Genomic DNA, 17,476 nt, shown 5'->3' on the forward strand with positions numbered 1-17,476 from the left:
CCCCAAAAAGTGAAAACCTCAACAAGTGAAAACAACCAATGGATAATCGCTAATCGCCATGTTATTTCTTGAAAAAACATCACCGCCGCCATTTTGGCAGCCACAGCTAACCGATAAACAGCGTCTGATGTATGACAAAGCTTTTATCGGCAATCGTTCGCAGGCGTATTATCTCAAGCGTTTTGCCCAGTTTGATCGGGCAGGGCGATTGACGGCAAAGTGGCATTGGGCAGGGTTTTTGATGACGTTTCCTTGGTTGTTATACCGTAAGCGATTCTTAGATAGCATCGTCTATTCGGTGGCGGGATGGTCATTTATTCAGCTCAATGTCACTATCATTTTGGTGGCGATAGAGTATTTATTGATACGCAATCTTGATGAAGCGATTCGTATGCCGCTACGTATTGGCATTGGGCTTGCGATTTGGCTGTTTTGGTCGGTGATGGTGGCACGTTGGAGCGATGCTTATTATTATCGGATGGCGCGCCGTGAAATCGCCGATGCCATTGAAATGTATCCGCGGGATGAGGAAAAACAGCTGGCTCATATCCGCAGGCACGGCGGTGTAAGTTTGGTGGGTTTGGCGCTGGCCTTTGGCTTTTATGCGTTTTCTTTGTTTGTGATACAGGTGCAGTTTTTGCCGATTTATGCCAAACAAAAAGCCAATGCCACGCTGTTTGAAGTGCTTGATATCGTAGAAAGCGCACAGGGGCGAGTCGATGCCATCTACAAAGCCACGGGTCAATGTCCTGTCAATACACCGCTAAGCACAGATAACCAAAAAGTGGTGTTAAAAGTGCTCACGCAAGCAGAAAGCGTTCCAACTGAAAGTCATTGTATGATTCAAGCGACAGTACGAGGCGTGCCGTTTCCCAATCGCTGGCTCAATGGTCAGACGCTGACCATGTACCGTATTGGTGATAGTAAAGTCGATGGTAGTTGGGGCTGTATCACCTCACTCAATCGCAAGCAAATCCCCAAACAGTGTATGGTGGCAGAGAGATAACGATTTGAAGTTATCTGTAGTAATTTAGACCTATTACTTTTTAAAACCTTTAACGAGTGTAGAAATTATTTCATAAAGCTTTTCAACATCTAACATTAGATTTGATTCAGCAATATTCAGTGCAAGTTCGTTTAAAGCACCAGAAATCATACTTGAGATTAAGGATACTTCAATTTCCACCAAAAAACCTTTTTTAGACAGACTCTGTAAATGTTCCAGTAATAAGTTTGAGGAATTTTCATTATCAATCGTTTTCCATTCACGCCATTCAATGACGTTTGGAGCGTCGATTAACAATATTCGTTTATTTTTTTCAGTGATTGCTGTTTGAATAAAAGCAATACAGCCTACAATTAGTTGCTCCCAAAGGTCGTTAACTAATTGCGACTGTGTGGCAATTGAATCAGCTATTTCAAGCTGTACTTCCGTGACAACCGCTATAAATAAATGTTTTTTATTCTTAAAATGATGATATAGAGCACCTCTTGTTAAACCTGCTTCAGAAGTAATTGATTCTAAAGAAGCATCTGCATACCCAAATCTTGAAAAATGTTCTCTAGCAATATTCACCAATAATTTAATCGTTTGCTGAGAAGCAAGCTCGTTTTTATTCATACAACTTTACACTTTTTTTATACTTTTAAAGATAGTTTTTGGCAAATTCTTCACTAGGTGGAATAATTTGTATCACATCAACAAGAAGCGATTGGGAAGTTTCTATAATGAAATGTTTTTGACCAAAATCTTCAATCGTTAAGTCAAGCAAAAAGCGAATTTCATCACAGGTTTTCAATCTATTATAATAGCCATCCACGTTATCCACTTCAAGGTTTAGAATGATACCAGAAGAAACTTTTCTAAAATCTATAGGTATCGTATCGTGTTGATAGTCTATAAAAGCTAATTCAAAACCAGTATTATTTTTTAAACTAATATACCAGTCGCTGGCAAAAGTTTCATCGAACGAAAAATTTTTGATAAAAAAATCTGCCGATTTTTTAACATCGTCTGTCATAATGACTGAATAAACACTGTTAATCATAACTTATCTCCTGTTAAATTATTGTTTTAATCTAACATACATTCTGAATGTATGCAAATTTGATTTAAAAAAAGCCGAGCAAATGCCCGACTTTATTTATAAAGGGTGTAAGCATTACGCCCCTAGCCAACATCACTTCATCAACAACGCATTGACGCGTTTTAGATAAGCGGCTGGGTCGTCTAATTGACCACCTTCGGCAAGTAATGCTTGGTCAAAAATCACTTGCGCGAGGTCATCGAACTGCTCCGCGCTTTCCAATTTTTGAATGAGCGGATGGTTTGGGTTGACTTCCAAAATTGGTTTGCTCTCTGGTACAGGCTGACCCATTTGTTTGAGCATTTGCATCATCTGTGGCGATAGCTCACCATCAGCGGTAACGAGTAGTGCAGGGCTATCCACCAAACGATTTGACACGCGCACATCTTTAGCACGGCTACCCAACACGCCTTTGAGTTTTTCTACCACAGGCTTCAAGGTTTCTTCTGCTTTTTTGGCTTCTTCTTTTTCGGCTTCATCGGTCAAATCACCCAAGTCTACCGCGCCTTTGGCGATGTTTTGTAGCGGTGTGCCATCGTACTCAAACATAAAGTTCATTGCCCATTCATCAACGGGGTTGGTCATCAAGATGACTTCAATGCCTTTTTTCTTGAACACTTCAAGTTGCGGACTGGCTTTGGCGGCGGCAAGGTTTTCAGCTGTTAGATAATAAATCGCCTTTTGACCGTCTTTCATACGGCCTTTATAGTCGTCAAAGCTGGTGACCACATTGTCATCAGTGGTAGTGGCATAGCGCAATAATTTGGCAATTTTATCCCTATTGCTTTGGTCTTCACCCAAGCCTTCTTTTAAGACGTTGCCAAATTCAGCATAAAACTGTTTGTATTTTTCTTGCTTTTCGGCTTCATCGCTATTGGCTAGACTAGCTAGCACGGTCAATATACGGCGGGCGTTACCATCGCGGATGGATTTGACATCGCGAGACTCTTGCAGGATTTCACGGCTGACATTGAGCGGTAAATCCGCGGTATCAATCACCCCTTTGACAAAACGCAGATACATCGGCAATAACTGCTCGGCATCATCCATGATAAATACACGTTTGACGTACAGTTTTAGACCGTGTTTTTGCTCACGTTGGTACAGGTCAAACGGCGCCTTTTTAGGGATATATAGCAGCTGGGTATATTGTAGACGTCCTTCGACACGGTTGTGCGTCCAAGTTAGCGGCTCATCATAGTCATAGGTAAGATTTTTATAAAATTCTTTATACTCTTCGTCTGTAATTTCTGAAGGTGAGCGCGTCCATAGGGCATTGGCTTGGTTGATGGTTTCCCATTCATCGGTGGTTATCATTTGACCTTGGGGCATCTCACCTTTGGTAGTTTCGCCTGCTTCTGAATTAGCAGTTTTTTGCGCGTCAGTGAGTTCTTCTTCTTGCCAAACTTCTTTGCGCATTTGGATTGGCAAGCTGATATGGTCAGAGTATTTATTGACCAAAGATTTAATTTTGTGGCGGTCAAGGTATTCGCTGTGTTCGTCGGTGATATGTAAAATCACTGTCGTGCCACGGGTGGGCTTTTCGATGGTTTCGGTGGTAAATTCACCGGTACCGTCTGAAACCCAGCGTACACCTTGGCTGGCAGGCTCACCGGCTTTACGCGATTCCACCGTGATGGTGTCCGCTACGATAAAACCTGAATAAAACCCCACCCCAAATTGACCAATCAAATTGCCGTCTTGTTTTTGTGCATCGGATAATTTTTCTAAGAAAGCTTTGGTGCCTGATTTGGCAATAGTACCCAAATGCTCGATGGCATCGGCTTCATTCATACCGATACCATTGTCGATAAAGCTGATGGTTTTGGCATCTTTATCAATATCGATGCGAATGCGTAGTTCACTGTCACCTTCATACAGCGCGTCGTTTTGATTGGCTTCAAAACGCAACTTGTCACAGGCATCAGACGCATTTGACACTAGCTCACGCACAAAGATATCCGCATTAGAGTAAAGCGAGTGGGTGACTAAATGTAATAGTTGCGCGACTTCAGCTTCGAAGCTATGTTTTTTTGGCTCAGGTTTGGTTGAATCTGCCATAATGAGTAACTCCTAAAAGTAAGAATAAAAATAAAAATAATTAACCCAATTTATGATGGTTTGTTGTCATAGTTAGGGTGAATGCAAAACTATTTCAAGCACAAGCGGCACAATTTTTTAATTTTTAAATAAAAATAATGAAAAAAATGATACAAGCAGGGTTTAAATAACCAATAATTAACTGACCAATAAAAAGCCGAGCAGACTTATACCCGGCTTTACTTGCTATCTATCCGATGCTATATCTCTTTTAAATCTTGGATTCACTAGGATTACGCAGTTGTGGTGAACGCAATGCTTTGGGCAAGCTAAAGGTCACGTTTTCCAAAATACCTGATAATTCTTCAGGTTTTTCGCCGCCCCAAGATTGTAAGGTATCTAACACTTCTTGAATCAATACTTCAGGCGCGGATGCACCCGCAGTAACACCCACCGTATCCACACCGGCAAACCAGTCTTTTTGCATTTCGCCGGCATTATCAATCAAATGCGCTTTGGCGCTCAAGCGCTCCGCGAGTTCACGCAAGCGGTTGGAGTTCGATGAGTTGGGTGAGCCCACCACTAACACCACTTGACAACGCGCCGCAAGCTCCTTGACCGCATCTTGACGGTTTTGAGTGGCATAACAAATGTCATCTTTACGCGGCGCATGGATTTTAGGGAATTTATTTTTTAGCGCATCAATCACTTCTGCGGTGTCATCCATCGATAGGGTGGTTTGGGTGACAAAAGCCAAATCAGTATCAGTCGGTAAATCAAGATTGGCAACATCCAGCACATCTTCAATTAAGTGAATACGTCCACCGTATTGTGGATCGAAGCGCCCCATCGTGCCTTCTACTTCTGGATGACCGGCATGACCAATCAACACCGCATCTACGCCTGTTTTGGCAAATTTATTGACTTCGATATGGACTTTGGTAACCAGTGGGCAAGTGGCATCAAACACCGTCAAATCACGGCGTTCGGCTTCATCTTCCACCGCTTTGGAGACGCCATGCGCTGAAAAAATCACAATCGCCCCATCCGGCACTTCATCCAACTCTTCGACAAATACCGCACCGCGATTGGCAAGGTCTTCCACCACAAATTTGTTGTGTACCACTTCATGACGTACATAAATAGGTGGTTCAAAGCGCTCAAGGCAGACATTGACGATTTCGATGGCTCTATCGACCCCAGCACAAAAACCACGGGGATTGGCGAGTAAAATTTTCATAACGCAGTTCTTCAGTCATTGATGATTCATATGGCTAGTTTACCATGAGTTCATACACGCAAAATATGTTAAACGTAAAAAATCAGCGAATCGCTATTGAAAGGCTAAATTACGCAGAAATTTTTAGCAAAAATTGCTAAAATAGCCGATTCAAAAATGGCTACTACTCACTTCATCAAACCCCTAAGGATATGTCATGACCAAAGGCTCATTATTTATCATCACCGCAGCAAGCGGTACTGGCAAAACATCGCTGGTCAAACAGCTGATTGCAACGACCAATGACTTGGCGGTGAGTATCTCGCATTCGACTCGCAAGCCGCGTCCTGGTGAGATTGATGGGCAGCATTATCACTTTGTCAGCCGCGAGATATTTGCTGATATGATTAAGCAAGGTGAGTTTTTGGAGCATGCCGAAGTGTTTGAAAACTACTATGGCACCGCCCAGTCCACAGTAGAATTTATGCTGAGCAATGGCTTAGATGTCATCTTAGAAATCGACTGGCAGGGCGCACTGCAAGTGCAAAAATTGCGTCCCGATGCCACGACCATTTTTATCCTACCGCCCGACCGCCAATCGCTTCGCCAGCGGCTTTCCAATCGCGGACAAGACAGTCAAGAAGTGATTGAAAAACGTCTTGCTGGTTCGGTCAATGAAATGTCGCAATACGTGAATTTTGATTATGTGGTGATTAATGACAATTTCGACGTGGCATTAGCGGAGTTAAAATCAATCATCATCGCCAATCGTTTGACTCTCGCTAAACAGCAAGAGCGTCACGCTGGCCGTATTGAGCAGCTATTGTCTGAATAAATCATCAATAGCCTATAAATAATTATTAAGCGCAGCGAGCTAATGAAACGCACTAAAAATCTGCTGTCTTAGCCAGCCATACAGCGGGTCAACCTGTTGTTGGTGCCAATAGCCGTGTAACTCGATATGGGTCAACGCAATCGGCAAATCCAAAATCTGCCAGCCTTGGGCGGGTGGCAAAAATGTGGTGGCTAACTGGCGCGGCAAGGTGAGCAATAACTTATCTTGTTTTAGCAATTGAAAAGCAGTGGCATAATGTTGGCAACGGATTTTACTCTGCCGCTGCCAACCTGCTTTGGACAATAAACTATCTTCAATCGACAGACCTAGCCGCCGCGATGACACAGTTATATGTTGACTGGCAAAATACTGAGCTTGGGTGATAGTCGGTTCATTCGCCAATTCAGCGGCAAAATTTGGCGCATACAACACCAGCACAAACTCATCTCGCAACAAGGGTCGGTGCACAATCTCACTATCCACCACCCGCGCCACATCAATGGCAAAATCCAGCTGTCCAACTTTTAGTTCATGCGCGAGTTCTGAGCGATTGAGCCGGCTACTGGTGATTTGGCAATTGGGCAGGACTTGATGAATTTGGCTGACCAATTTGTTAAACACAATCAATTCAATTTCATCGTGCATGGCAATCGTCAATGAGGCAAAGCTCTGCTGCGCCAGCTCGCCAAGTTTGTCCTCGCTCAATAAATGGTTAGTTTGAAATATTTGTTCGAGATTTTCAAAGCTTTGTTTGACGATGGGATAAAGCCGTTTGGCATACAGGGTGGGGTGCAGCTCACCTTTTTCCCGATAAAAAAGTTCGTCCCCGAGCGCCTGACGTAACCGACCTAACGCATGGCTAATGGCAGATTGGCTCAAATGCAAAGCTTCTGCGGTATGGGTAAGATTTTTAAGCTCAAAAATATAAATAAATAGCCTAAGTAGATTTAAATCAAGCTGCTTTAACGGGTTTTTACGCAACATATGGATAATACCTTACAAGTATAGGACAATTATTTGCTCAATAATTTGGCTAAGACCTTTCAATGGTATGAATTTTATTCATGGTATTATACTAATTAAAATCATTTTATTCATGATAATAAATCCGTTAAGCTCATTCAATAATTGTTTGAACCAAATAAGGACAACGCCCAATGGAATTCCAACTTAGCGATAAAGCAAAAGATTACATCGCCCGTACTAAAGCATTTATTCAAACCGAAATCGAACCGATTGAAGCAGAATTTTGGCAAGCCGCGCATAAGCTTAATCCCACAGGCGATTGGACGACTTGGCAATGGCCTGCCAAACTTGAAGAATTAAAAACCAAAGCCCGTGCACAAAATCTTTGGAATATGTTTTTGCCAGACGAGCAACTGGGTCAAGGATTAAGCGTTCAAGAATATGCCCATATTGCTGAGTTGTCTGGCAGAAGTCTCATTGCCCCCCATGTGTTTAACTGTAATGCGCCCGATAGTGGTAATATGGAATTGATTTGGCGCTACGGTAACGACGCCCAAAAACAGCAATGGTTAACGCCGTTATTGGCAGGCGAGATTCGCTCCGTGTTTGGCATGACAGAGCCTGCAGTAGCCAGTAGTGATGCCACCAATATGCAAGCCACAGCGATTGTCGAAGGCGATGAAATTGTGCTCAACGGTCGCAAATGGTGGTCATCCGGTTTGGGCGATCCAAACGCTAAACTTATTATTTTTATGGCACACACCCCAGACGAGAGCAAAGATCGCCACCATCAGCACACCATGGTACTGGTACCTATAGATACCAAAGGCGTCAAGATTGAACGTATGCTCAAAGTGTTTAATGATTATGATGCACCGCATGGACATGGCGAAATGCATTTTGATAACGTGCGTGTACCGCTTAGCAATGTCATCGGCGGGGCAGGCGAGGGATTTGCGATTGCCCAAGGGCGCTTAGGACCGGGTCGGATTCACCACTGTATGCGCTGTATTGGTGCTGCAGAAAAATCGCTAGAGCTTGCCATCGATCGCGGGCTAAGCCGTAGCGCATTTGGTAAACCGCTGCTTGATTTAGGTGGCAACCGTGAACGTATCGCTGACGCCCGTGTCAAAATTGACCAAGCGCGTCTGTTAACCCTGTATGCCGCCTATAAAATGGATAAACTTGGCACCAAAGCGGCGTTGACCGAAATCTCAGCGATTAAAGTGGTCGCCCCAACGGTATTACAAGAAGTCGTCGATATGGCGATTCAGCTGCATGGGGGGATGGGTGTGAGCCAAGATACGCTGTTGCCGATGTTCTTTAATCAAGCGCGCAGCCTACGCCTTGCCGATGGGCCTGACGAAGTGCATAAAGGCATGATTGCCAAACTGGAAGTGAAAAAACGCCAACAAGCGACGACCAAATAACTACCAGATAAATAATAGCTAGTTAACAAAAAAGATAGCTAGCTAACAAAAAAGACGTAATGTCAGGTTACGTCATTTTGCTATTTGACCTAGTTAAAAATACAAGTTAAAAATACAAGTTAAAAAACAAGGATGAAATTATGCTTGATACTGCCAACCCAGTACGCAAAGGCGAAGAGATTGACAGCGACGCGGTCACCGAGTATTTAATCAGCCAAGGCATCGCTTTGCAAGGTCAGCCAGAAGTCACCCAATTTTCAGGGGGTGCATCCAACTGGACATACCGCCTAAAATATGCCAACCGTGATTTGATTTTACGCCGCCCACCCAAAGGTACCAAAGCCAAATCCGCCCATGATATGGTGCGTGAATACAAAGTGCAAAAAGCACTGCAATCACAATACCCACTGGTACCCAATATGGTCGCGCTGTGTACCGATGACCGCGTGATTGGTTGCGATTTTTATGTCATGGATCGCATCGAGGGCATTATTCCCCGCGCCAATTTGCCCAAAGCATTGACGTTAAGCGAACAGCAAGTCAGCGAGCTGTGCCGACAGGTGGTCGATGCGCTGATTGATTTACACAAGGTCGATTACACCCAAAACCCTGATTTGGTGGCACTTGGCAAAGGCGAAGGCTACTGCGAGCGCCAGGTCATGGGCTGGGATAAACGCTATGAGCAAGCCCGCACGCCTGATGTGCCTGATTTTGCCGATGTGCGTCAGTGGTTAACAGCCAACACCCCAACCGATGTCAAAACTAGCGTGATTCATAATGACTGGCGTTTTGACAATGTGATTTTAGACCCAAACAATCCAACCAACATCATTGGCGTGCTCGACTGGGAAATGGCAACGATAGGCGACCCCTTAATGGATTTGGGCTGTGCGTTAGCTTACTGGATTCAAGCCGATGACAATGCGGTGATGAAAGCTACGCGCCGTCAGCCGACCAATCTGCCAGGCATGATGACCCGTGCCGAAGTGGTCGAATATTACCTGCAAAAAACAGGGCTGAAAGTGGACAACTGGCGCTTTTACGAAGTGTTTGGGGTATTTCGCTTGGCAGCGATTGCGCAGCAGATTTATTACCGCTATTATCATCAGCAGACGGATAATCCGGCGTTCAAAGATTTTGGCGTGATTGTCAACGCCTTGCACGACCGCTGTATCGAACTTATCGAAAAAAATAACAATAAATCATAGGGATTCTCATGAAACTCATCAGCCTTGTTCGTCATGGGCAAGCGTCATTTGGCGCAGACAATTATGACCAACTGTCCCCAAAAGGTGTTGCTCAGACCCAGTGGCTTGGTGATAGTTTTCGCCAGTCAGGTCGGCAAGTGCATGCGCTGATGTCAGGCAGTATGGCGCGCCAAAAAGACAGTCTCAAGCATTTTTTGAGCCATTATTATGTCACCCGTGAAGGCATTGAACTGACCGAAATCACCCACCATGTGCAAAACGCTTTAAAAAATCAGGCAAATCCGAGTGTCACCATGCCATTGTTGCTGGGTGAAGATAGCAGTTTTAATGAATTTAATCATGAGCAAATTCTTTATAAAGCTGGATTGCCATTTGCGGATAAAGCCAGTTTCATGGCGTATTTATCCAGTCAAACACACCCTGAAATTAGCTTTACTGATATTTTTACTCAAGCCATGAGCCGTTGGCAAAGCGGTCAGTACGACAGTGATTATGATGAAAGTTGGCAACACTTTTTGCAGCGCACCTGGAACGGTTTTGAGCGTTTGATTGCGCAAACTGGCGAGCATGAACATGCGATGGTATTTACCTCAGGTGGCGTGATTGCCAGTATCATGCAGCAAGTGATGAAACTATCAGATGTCCAAGCTTTTGATTTGAACTGGCATATCGCCAACGCCAGTGTTCACCAATTTCGCGTGAGTGACCAAGGTGTTTTTTTACAAACCTTTAATGAGTTTAGCTATTTGTATCAACAAGGCGAGCAAATGGTGACTTGGCGCTAAAATTTAGCTTATCAGCTTAACGTTTAAAAAAATTGACAAATAATTAAGGAAGAAATAATGCAAACATTACCGGAATTACTGCAGCAAGTTCAAACCACAATGACACCCCCGAACACTGACTTATCTGGTTTTATCGATAACCAAGTGGGCAAAGGTAAAACTATTTTGATTACTGGCGCAAGCTCAGGACTGGGGGCAGGCATGGCGACCCATTTTGCTCGCATGGGCTATAATCTGGCAATTTGTGCACGCCGCACCGAACGCCTGGAACAACTCAAAGCCAACCTCTTAGCGGACAATCCGACGATTAAAGTCAGTGTCAAGGCACTCGATGTGACTGATTATACGCAGGTTTTTAAAGTGTTTCATGAATTTGCCCAAGAGTTTGGCAAGCTTGATCGTATCATCATCAATGCAGGGGTCGGTGAGGGTCGCCGTATTGGCAAGGGTAATTTTGAGATTAATCGCAAAACTGCCGAAATTAACTTTATTTCAGGTCTTGCCCAGTGTGAAGCGGCAATGGAAATTTTCCGTGCCCAAAATAGTGGTCATTTGGTGGTTATCTCAAGTATGTCGGCTTTCCGTGGTCTGCCAAAACACATGTCAGTTTACGCGGCAAGTAAATCAGCGATTGCCCAGCTTGCTGAAGGGATTCGCGCCGATATGCTGATATCTGAGTTACCGATTAAAGTGTCAACGATATATCCAGGGTATATACGCACTGAGATCAACGAAGGTGCTAAACCGTTACCCTTTGAAGTGAGTGAAGAAATCGGCACCAAAGCATTGGCAATCGCGATTGAAGGCGAGCCTGATGAAGCGTGTGTCCCTGAACAACCGTGGACACTGATGAGTGACTGGATGAAAAACGCTCCACTCACCTGGGTCAATGGTTTGGCATAACTCAAAGAATGGTAAAAAAACCCAAATGAGACCTTGTGCTGATTTGGGTTTTTATTGTCTTCATATAGGGTACTGCCAGCCTGTATATTTGCCTTTGGTGACAGATTTGACATTACCCAGTAAGAGGCTGTTATAAAAAATAACGCGTGTGAAGGGCTAACAAGTATGAAGGGCTAAATCGTATCAGTCATCATTAACCCTATCGCCATCCTTGTTTATGTTGTGTATTTAACGCCTATAGCGATATTTGCAGTAGGCTAAACAAGGGTCGTAATGATAAAATCAGCGCCTCTTTGATGATTTTTTATTTATTGTTACGAAAACTCAGTGGTACAGGCAACCAAACGATGAAAAAACTTGAAAACGCGCTACAAAAAATTGATAAATACGGTCAGTTTGTGATGAAAAAACTGGTCAATCGACGTTCATTAGCAGAGCTACAAGGTATCGGTCAAGGCAAAACCGTATTGATTACCGGTGCCAGTTCAGGGATTGGCGCGATGATGGCACGCCGATTTGCCTATCTAGGCTATGATTTGGCAATTTGCGCGAGACGAGAAGAGCGATTAAATGCGTTGAAGCAAGACATTGAAAGCAAGTACCCTGTCAAAGCCTCTGTCAAAACTTTGGATGTCACCGATTATAATCAGATTTTTACGGTATTTGATAGCTTTGTGAGTGACTGCAAAACCCGAGGGAAAACGATTGATAAAATTATCGTCAATGCAGGGGTGGGCGATAGCCGCGTCATTGGTCATGGACGCTTTGAGACCAATCGCCATACCGCTGAAGTCAATTTTATCGCAGCGATTGCCCAGTGTGAGGCGGCGATGAAGATTTTTCGCCAGCAAAACAGCGGTCAGTTGGTGGTCATCTCAAGTATGTCAGCGGTGCGCGGTTTACCCCGTCATCTTACCACCTATGCCGCTGCCAAAGCGGGACTGGCAAATCTAGCCGAAGGCATTCGCGCTGATATGATGCAGGAAAAACGTCCGATAACTGTCACCACGATTTACCCTGGGTATATCCGTACCGAGCTCAATATCGGTGCCAAATATTTGCCGTTTGAAAGTACAGAAGAAGAGGGCGTCGAGGCGATTGTCGAAGCGATTGAAGCCAAAGTGAATGAAGCCTTTGTCCCAGCATGGCCTTGGCTGCCGATTGGAATTGGTATGAAAATATTACCGCTCAGGGTGATGACCAAATTTTTATAAGCGCATTTTTAAAAAATTTTAAAGTCTCGGCATAATCAAAAACGCCTTATTAAAAACGCATTGGCAGCTGATGGCTTGTCAAAGCGTTTTTGATATCGTTACCAGTCAACGTGCTACCTAATTGACTGGCTATTTTACCAATGGCATAAGTGCGCCATAGCCTGCCGCTTGCATGTCTGCCAAAGCGATAAATTGTAGCGCATCGCCATTGATGCAGTAGCGTAATCCGCCTTTATCCTTGGGGCCATCATCAAACACATGCCCTAAATGTGAGTTGGCGACCCGCGAGCGCACTTCCGTTCGTGTCATGTTAAAACTGCTATCGGTTGAGGTGGTAATGACGTTTGCGCTAATGGGTTTGGTAAAACTCGGCCAGCCACACCCCGAATCATATTTATCGGTGGATAAAAACAACGGCTCGCCACTGACGATATCCACATATAAACCTTTAGCAAATAAATGGTCGTATTGATGACTAAAGGCGCGCTCAGTAGCTGCGTTTTGGGTGACATCATACTGCGCTTGGGTCAACCGACTTTTTACATTTTTATCGTAGTTTTGATAGCGGGTAGGATTGAGCGCCTCGGTGACCGTCGTGGCAGGCGCTAAGGCTTTGACAACGGGGATTTTTTGATTGGCAAGGCTAATATCAATATGGCAGTAGCCATTGGGATTTTTGCTTAGATAATCTTGGTGATAATTTTCTGCGTCATAAAAATTCGCCAAGGGTTTATTTTCTACCACAATTTTTTGCGGATATTTTTTTGCCAAATCGGCAAGGGTTTTATCAATGATTGGCTTATCATTGGCATCGGTATAATAAATGCCGGTACGATATTGCGCCCCGCGATCATTGCCTTGTTTGTTGAGACTGGTCGGGTCAATCACTCGCACGTAGTATGCCAAGAGGGTCGCAAGATTGGTTTTATCGATATCATAGATAACTTTGACGGTTTCTGCGTGCCCTGAGCCTGCTATCACCTGCTCATAGCTCGGGTTCGCGCTATTGCCATTGGCATAACCTGATATCGCATCGACCACGCCATCCACGCGCTCCATATAGGCCTCTAGCCCCCAAAAACAGCCACCCGCCAGATAGATAGTATGCGTGCGAATCGGGGTTTTACCATCTGCTTGATAATACACACCGTTATGGTTAATCGGAGCTAAGGCTTTGATGCTAGCGGCTTGTTTGCTAGCTTGGTTATTAGCCTGCTCATGAGCTTGGGCAGTCTGGCTATACGGAGTTTTTGCTTGATTCAGGGCTTTGAGTTCTGCAAAGTCGTTGCTAGCATTGTCTGACAAGGCTTGTATTTGTGCTGGGGTAAGATTACCTTTGACCAGTTTTAATAAATTACCTTGTTTATCCAAAATCGCAAAACTGGGATAGACTTGCACGCCAAATTGTTTAATCAGCTTGCCATTGTTATCCATAAGCACCGCTAGGTTAGCATAGTCTTTGGCAAGCACTGTGTACCAAGTTTGAAAATCTTGGGAGGATTTTTCACTCAAATGACCTGGACTGACCACGCTGATGACATTCATATCGGGATACTGCTTTGCCCATGCGTCGCTTTCTTGGAGCGTTGCCAAACACAGCGGGCACCAGCTTGCCCAAAATTTCACCACAGTTGGCTTGTTGGGGTCAATCACATGACGACCCATTTTGCCTAATTTTGGGTTGATTTGGCTCAAACCTTGTAAGGTTGCTAACGTATCAGTCGGCAATACATCCGATTTGCTAGCAGCACGCGCAGAGCCAGTGTTTTCTTTGGCATTCATTTTTTGACAACCCAGCAACAGCAGGCTGCTGATTAATAGGGTAATAGTTAAATTCTTAGCACTTTGAGGAAAATTGACCATGGTACATTTCTCATCTATTTGTAAAGCGTCAAAGATAGCTGTAAGTTGGCACTCCAATAAATTTTTGATTAAAAACATAAAGTGAGCCTTTATCTGATTGTAACTGAATCAGCAAATAAGCACACTTTAAAGTTTTAAAAATTAACATTAAAAAAATTATGCCATCATCCATAGGGTTTAAAGAGAAAACTTTTGGTGCATTTGTGGTTATCCTAGTATTGACTAGCCATTGATTTACTTTTGACACGTTAATTCGCTCAAAGTTCGCTCAAAGTGCGGCTGCTTCATGCTAAAATCTTGTTTTATGGTTCGTCAAAAGTTTGCCCATGCATCAAGCCATCAACAACGTTGCAAAAGCCCCCATGATTGCTCGCTATACGTGGTTAGCTATTATGGTCGCCGCTATGATTTGTGCCGACCAATGGGGCGTTGCCAAACAGCAAATCAATCATTTGCTTACGATTACCATTCTGTATGTGATCGGCGTTGAGCTGACTAGACGCCTAATGGCTATTCGACAATTTAACCCACAACAATCTTGGGTCACATTGGCGGGGTTTATCGGGGATTTACTGGCGTGGTCAGCCTTTATTTATTATTCGGGTGGCGCCGCCAATCCGTTGATTACCTTATTTTTGACGGTGATTGCAGTGGCGTCTATGGTGATGCGCACCGTGCACATCATCGGCTTGTCGATGCTGTCAGTTGGGCTGTATACGCTGTTATGGTATTGTTATGTGCCGCTGACCCTGAGCCACCATGATCATGCGGTGGGTCAAAAACTCCATTTACTGGGTATGTTTGGGGTGTTTATTTTTGCGGCAATCATGTTAACCGCCTTAACGGTTTATTTTAAACAAGCGATGAGCCGTAGTTATCAGGCGCTTGAGCAAGCGCAGCAAGCCATTCACCAACAACGTCGGTTGCTTGCTATCAGTAGTCTTGCTGCCAATATCGCCCATGAGATGAGCACGCCGATTGCGTCGATGCAATTACTGAGCGATGACATTGCCCAGCAATTAGAGGAAGACGATGAATTGTTGGATGACATTAAACTGTTACAGTCACAAATCGACGTCTGCCGCCAATCGCTGCACAAGCTCAAATCCCACATCCAATCCAATGCGCTGCCGCCAGCCCAATCTGAGCCATTGGCATGGGTAACGTCATCAAATTTACCAACGCTACTGCCCAAAGTCGTCAATGATTGGCAATTTATCAACCCCCATGTTGAAGTATTGCTTAATGTACCACCACAACCGATAGCCGTCCCTTTGAATGAAGAACAACTGTATTCTATTATGATGAATATGCTCAATAATGCCATGCAGGCACAAGCCACAAAGCTTGATATTAGCGTACAGCTTGCTCAAAACGTGATGATTATTATTGAAGACAACGGACAGGGTATCGACAGTAGCATGATACAGCGTATCCAACACCAAACTGCTATTGAATCTGATCATGGCTTAGGCCTTGGCTTGACGATTGCCAAAACAGTTATAGAATATGTTGGCGGACACCTTGAGCTGACCAATAAGCAAAATTCACCCCTGCAAAAAAGGTTAAATGATTCAGGTACGTGCGTGAAGATAACGTTACCAGTAATCCATGCGCCCGCCAGTTTGTTGTAGGAGACTAGATTGCAACACCCATCCCTGTTAGCAGAGACATGGCTTATCATTGATGATGATGAGGTGTTTTGCCGTATCTTAAAAAAGTCATTGGAAAAACAGGGCAATCAGGTATTGACTGCCAGCAATGCCGATAGCGCGCTACAACTGGCGAAGAAGCAGTCACCCAAGTTTATTATATTGGATCTCAACATCGGTGATGACAACGGCATTCATCTGATTGAGCCATTACTCGCTATTACGCCCACCGCCAAAATTTTAATGCTTACTGGCTATGCCAGCATTGCTACCGCCGTCAGTGCAGTCAAAATGGGCGCGTATCATTATTTGCCTAAGCCGTGTAGCCTCGATGACATCTATAAAGTATTGGACATCGTAGTAGCCCCTACAAAGTCACTAAGTAGTGCCACAGATGAACGTTTATCACTTGAACATCACGAATGGGAATACATTCACCAAGTATTAGATGAATGCCAAGGCAATATCAGTGAGGCCGCGAGAGTACTAAAAATGCACCGGCGCACACTACAGCGCAAACTACAAAAAAAACGTAAAGTGGATGCGCAATAACCTTTTTTAACCGCACACAGCAACCCACAAATTATCGGCCGAGTCAGTCAAAGAGTTGGGTGAGCACAAAACACAAAAAAAGCGCTTATAATAAATAAGCGCTTTTTTGATATCTATTTTTTTGATACCTAGGCAAATGGCTAATCAATCAATGACGCGTGATTCACGCAGTCACGATTTGGACCATTTACGATAGTAGGCTTAGCTAACCTTAGATAGCAACGATATTGCTAGCTTGGTCGCCTTTTTGACCTTGGGTCACAACGAAAGATACGCGTTGACCTTCGCTCAATGTTTTGAAACCTGAGCTTGCGATTTGGCTATAATGTGCGAAAACGTCTTTGCCGCCATTGTCTTGTTCGATAAAGCCAAAGCCTTTTGATTCGTTAAACCATTTTACGGTGCCGTTTACAGTATTTGACATAGGATTGTCCTTGATTAGATAGATTTTAAAAGTGGTCATCTGACCCTAAAGCTGGAACTAAGCCACAACACGATTCTATTCGGTATGAAAGAATTGCGGCAGTTTTGATACACGATTGACTTAAAATCTAGGACACAAGCGTAATGGAAACGAACTTAGAATAGACTTAATGTAATGCGATTGAAACTTCTGACTGCTTTCTAGCTGTTGTCCAGTATATAGTAATACCGGCAGATAGCAAGGAATATCACAAGAGTTTTGTAAGTGAACGGTGTTAAACCCAACTTTATACCTTTAT

At 44.0% G+C, this 17,476-nt stretch carries 17 protein-coding genes; 9 read left to right on the top strand and 8 right to left on the bottom strand.

Annotation, left to right across the window (positions count from 1 at the left end; all coding sequences use genetic code 11):
* The first annotated feature begins 58 nt into the window (after nt 1–58).
* Nucleotides 59–1,006, top strand: a complete 948-nt coding sequence (locus tag AXE82_RS10685; RefSeq protein WP_062334559.1) for a pilin — start codon at nt 59–61, stop codon at nt 1,004–1,006.
* 33 nt (nt 1,007–1,039) lie between these two features.
* Here the strand turns inward: AXE82_RS10685 and AXE82_RS10690 are convergent, their stop codons facing one another.
* The 4 genes from AXE82_RS10690 to ispH form a co-directional block, all read right to left on the bottom strand.
* Complete coding sequence (locus tag AXE82_RS10690; protein ID WP_062334561.1) at nt 1,040–1,621, bottom strand: TetR/AcrR family transcriptional regulator; 582 nt, start codon at nt 1,619–1,621, stop codon at nt 1,040–1,042.
* 25 nt (nt 1,622–1,646) lie between these two features.
* Nucleotides 1,647–2,048 (bottom strand): VOC family protein, encoded by a 402-nt coding sequence (locus tag AXE82_RS10695; RefSeq protein WP_062334564.1) that lies wholly within the window; start codon nt 2,046–2,048, stop codon nt 1,647–1,649.
* 132 nt (nt 2,049–2,180) lie between these two features.
* Nucleotides 2,181–4,148, bottom strand: a complete 1,968-nt coding sequence (gene htpG / locus AXE82_RS10700) for a molecular chaperone HtpG (protein WP_062334567.1) — start codon at nt 4,146–4,148, stop codon at nt 2,181–2,183.
* A 250-nt stretch (nt 4,149–4,398) separates the two neighbouring features.
* Nucleotides 4,399–5,367: a 4-hydroxy-3-methylbut-2-enyl diphosphate reductase gene (ispH, locus tag AXE82_RS10705; RefSeq protein WP_062334570.1), complete on the bottom strand. Its 969-nt coding sequence runs from the start codon at nt 5,365–5,367 to the stop codon at nt 4,399–4,401.
* A 196-nt stretch (nt 5,368–5,563) separates the two neighbouring features.
* Between ispH and gmk the strand changes: the two genes are divergently transcribed.
* Nucleotides 5,564–6,181, top strand: a complete 618-nt coding sequence (gene gmk, locus AXE82_RS10710; RefSeq protein ID WP_062334573.1) for a guanylate kinase — start codon at nt 5,564–5,566, stop codon at nt 6,179–6,181.
* Between the two features lie 39 nt (nt 6,182–6,220).
* Here the strand turns inward: gmk and AXE82_RS10715 are convergent, their stop codons facing one another.
* Complete coding sequence (locus AXE82_RS10715) at nt 6,221–7,165, bottom strand: LysR family transcriptional regulator (protein WP_062334576.1); 945 nt, start codon at nt 7,163–7,165, stop codon at nt 6,221–6,223.
* Between the two features lie 173 nt (nt 7,166–7,338).
* Between AXE82_RS10715 and AXE82_RS10720 the strand changes: the two genes are divergently transcribed.
* From AXE82_RS10720 to AXE82_RS10740, 5 genes are all read left to right on the top strand, one after another.
* Nucleotides 7,339–8,577: an acyl-CoA dehydrogenase family protein gene (locus tag AXE82_RS10720; RefSeq protein ID WP_062334579.1), complete on the top strand. Its 1,239-nt coding sequence runs from the start codon at nt 7,339–7,341 to the stop codon at nt 8,575–8,577.
* Between the two features lie 140 nt (nt 8,578–8,717).
* Nucleotides 8,718–9,785, top strand: a complete 1,068-nt coding sequence (locus AXE82_RS10725; RefSeq protein WP_062334583.1) for a phosphotransferase family protein — start codon at nt 8,718–8,720, stop codon at nt 9,783–9,785.
* A gap of 8 nt (nt 9,786–9,793) precedes the next feature.
* Nucleotides 9,794–10,570, top strand: a complete 777-nt coding sequence (locus AXE82_RS10730) for a histidine phosphatase family protein (protein ID WP_050324212.1) — start codon at nt 9,794–9,796, stop codon at nt 10,568–10,570.
* 99 nt (nt 10,571–10,669) lie between these two features.
* Nucleotides 10,670–11,473 (top strand): SDR family oxidoreductase, encoded by an 804-nt coding sequence (locus tag AXE82_RS10735; RefSeq protein WP_062334975.1) that lies wholly within the window; start codon nt 10,670–10,672, stop codon nt 11,471–11,473.
* Nucleotides 11,474–11,874: 401 nt separating this feature from the next.
* Entirely contained in the window at nt 11,875–12,687 is an 813-nt protein-coding gene (locus tag AXE82_RS10740) for an SDR family oxidoreductase (protein WP_062334977.1), read from the top strand.
* 129 nt (nt 12,688–12,816) lie between these two features.
* On the opposite strand, the gene msrAB is transcribed toward AXE82_RS10740, so the two are convergent.
* Nucleotides 12,817–14,550: a bifunctional peptide-methionine (S)-S-oxide reductase MsrA/peptide-methionine (R)-S-oxide reductase MsrB gene (msrAB, locus tag AXE82_RS10745; RefSeq protein ID WP_062334979.1), complete on the bottom strand. Its 1,734-nt coding sequence runs from the start codon at nt 14,548–14,550 to the stop codon at nt 12,817–12,819.
* Between the two features lie 28 nt (nt 14,551–14,578).
* On the bottom strand, nt 14,579–14,797 hold the full coding sequence (locus AXE82_RS12215; RefSeq protein ID WP_162494975.1) for a hypothetical protein: 219 nt from the start codon (nt 14,795–14,797) through the stop codon (nt 14,579–14,581).
* 79 nt (nt 14,798–14,876) lie between these two features.
* Between AXE82_RS12215 and AXE82_RS10750 the strand changes: the two genes are divergently transcribed.
* Together AXE82_RS10750 and AXE82_RS10755 are read left to right on the top strand one after the other, a co-directional pair.
* The gene (locus AXE82_RS10750) at nt 14,877–16,184 is read left to right on the top strand and encodes a sensor histidine kinase (RefSeq protein WP_062334585.1); all 1,308 of its coding nucleotides are present in this window, start codon (nt 14,877–14,879) and stop codon (nt 16,182–16,184) included.
* A gap of 9 nt (nt 16,185–16,193) precedes the next feature.
* The gene (locus AXE82_RS10755) at nt 16,194–16,754 is read left to right on the top strand and encodes a response regulator transcription factor (protein WP_062334588.1); all 561 of its coding nucleotides are present in this window, start codon (nt 16,194–16,196) and stop codon (nt 16,752–16,754) included.
* A gap of 211 nt (nt 16,755–16,965) precedes the next feature.
* Here AXE82_RS10755 and AXE82_RS10760 read toward each other — a convergent pair whose 3' ends face one another.
* The gene (locus AXE82_RS10760; protein ID WP_007116258.1) at nt 16,966–17,178 is read right to left on the bottom strand and encodes a cold-shock protein; all 213 of its coding nucleotides are present in this window, start codon (nt 17,176–17,178) and stop codon (nt 16,966–16,968) included.
* Nucleotides 17,179–17,476 lie beyond the last annotated feature (298 nt).

Origin of the sequence: Moraxella osloensis, from assembly GCF_001553955.1 — a bacterium.
GTDB lineage: Bacteria > Pseudomonadota > Gammaproteobacteria > Pseudomonadales > Moraxellaceae > Faucicola > Faucicola osloensis.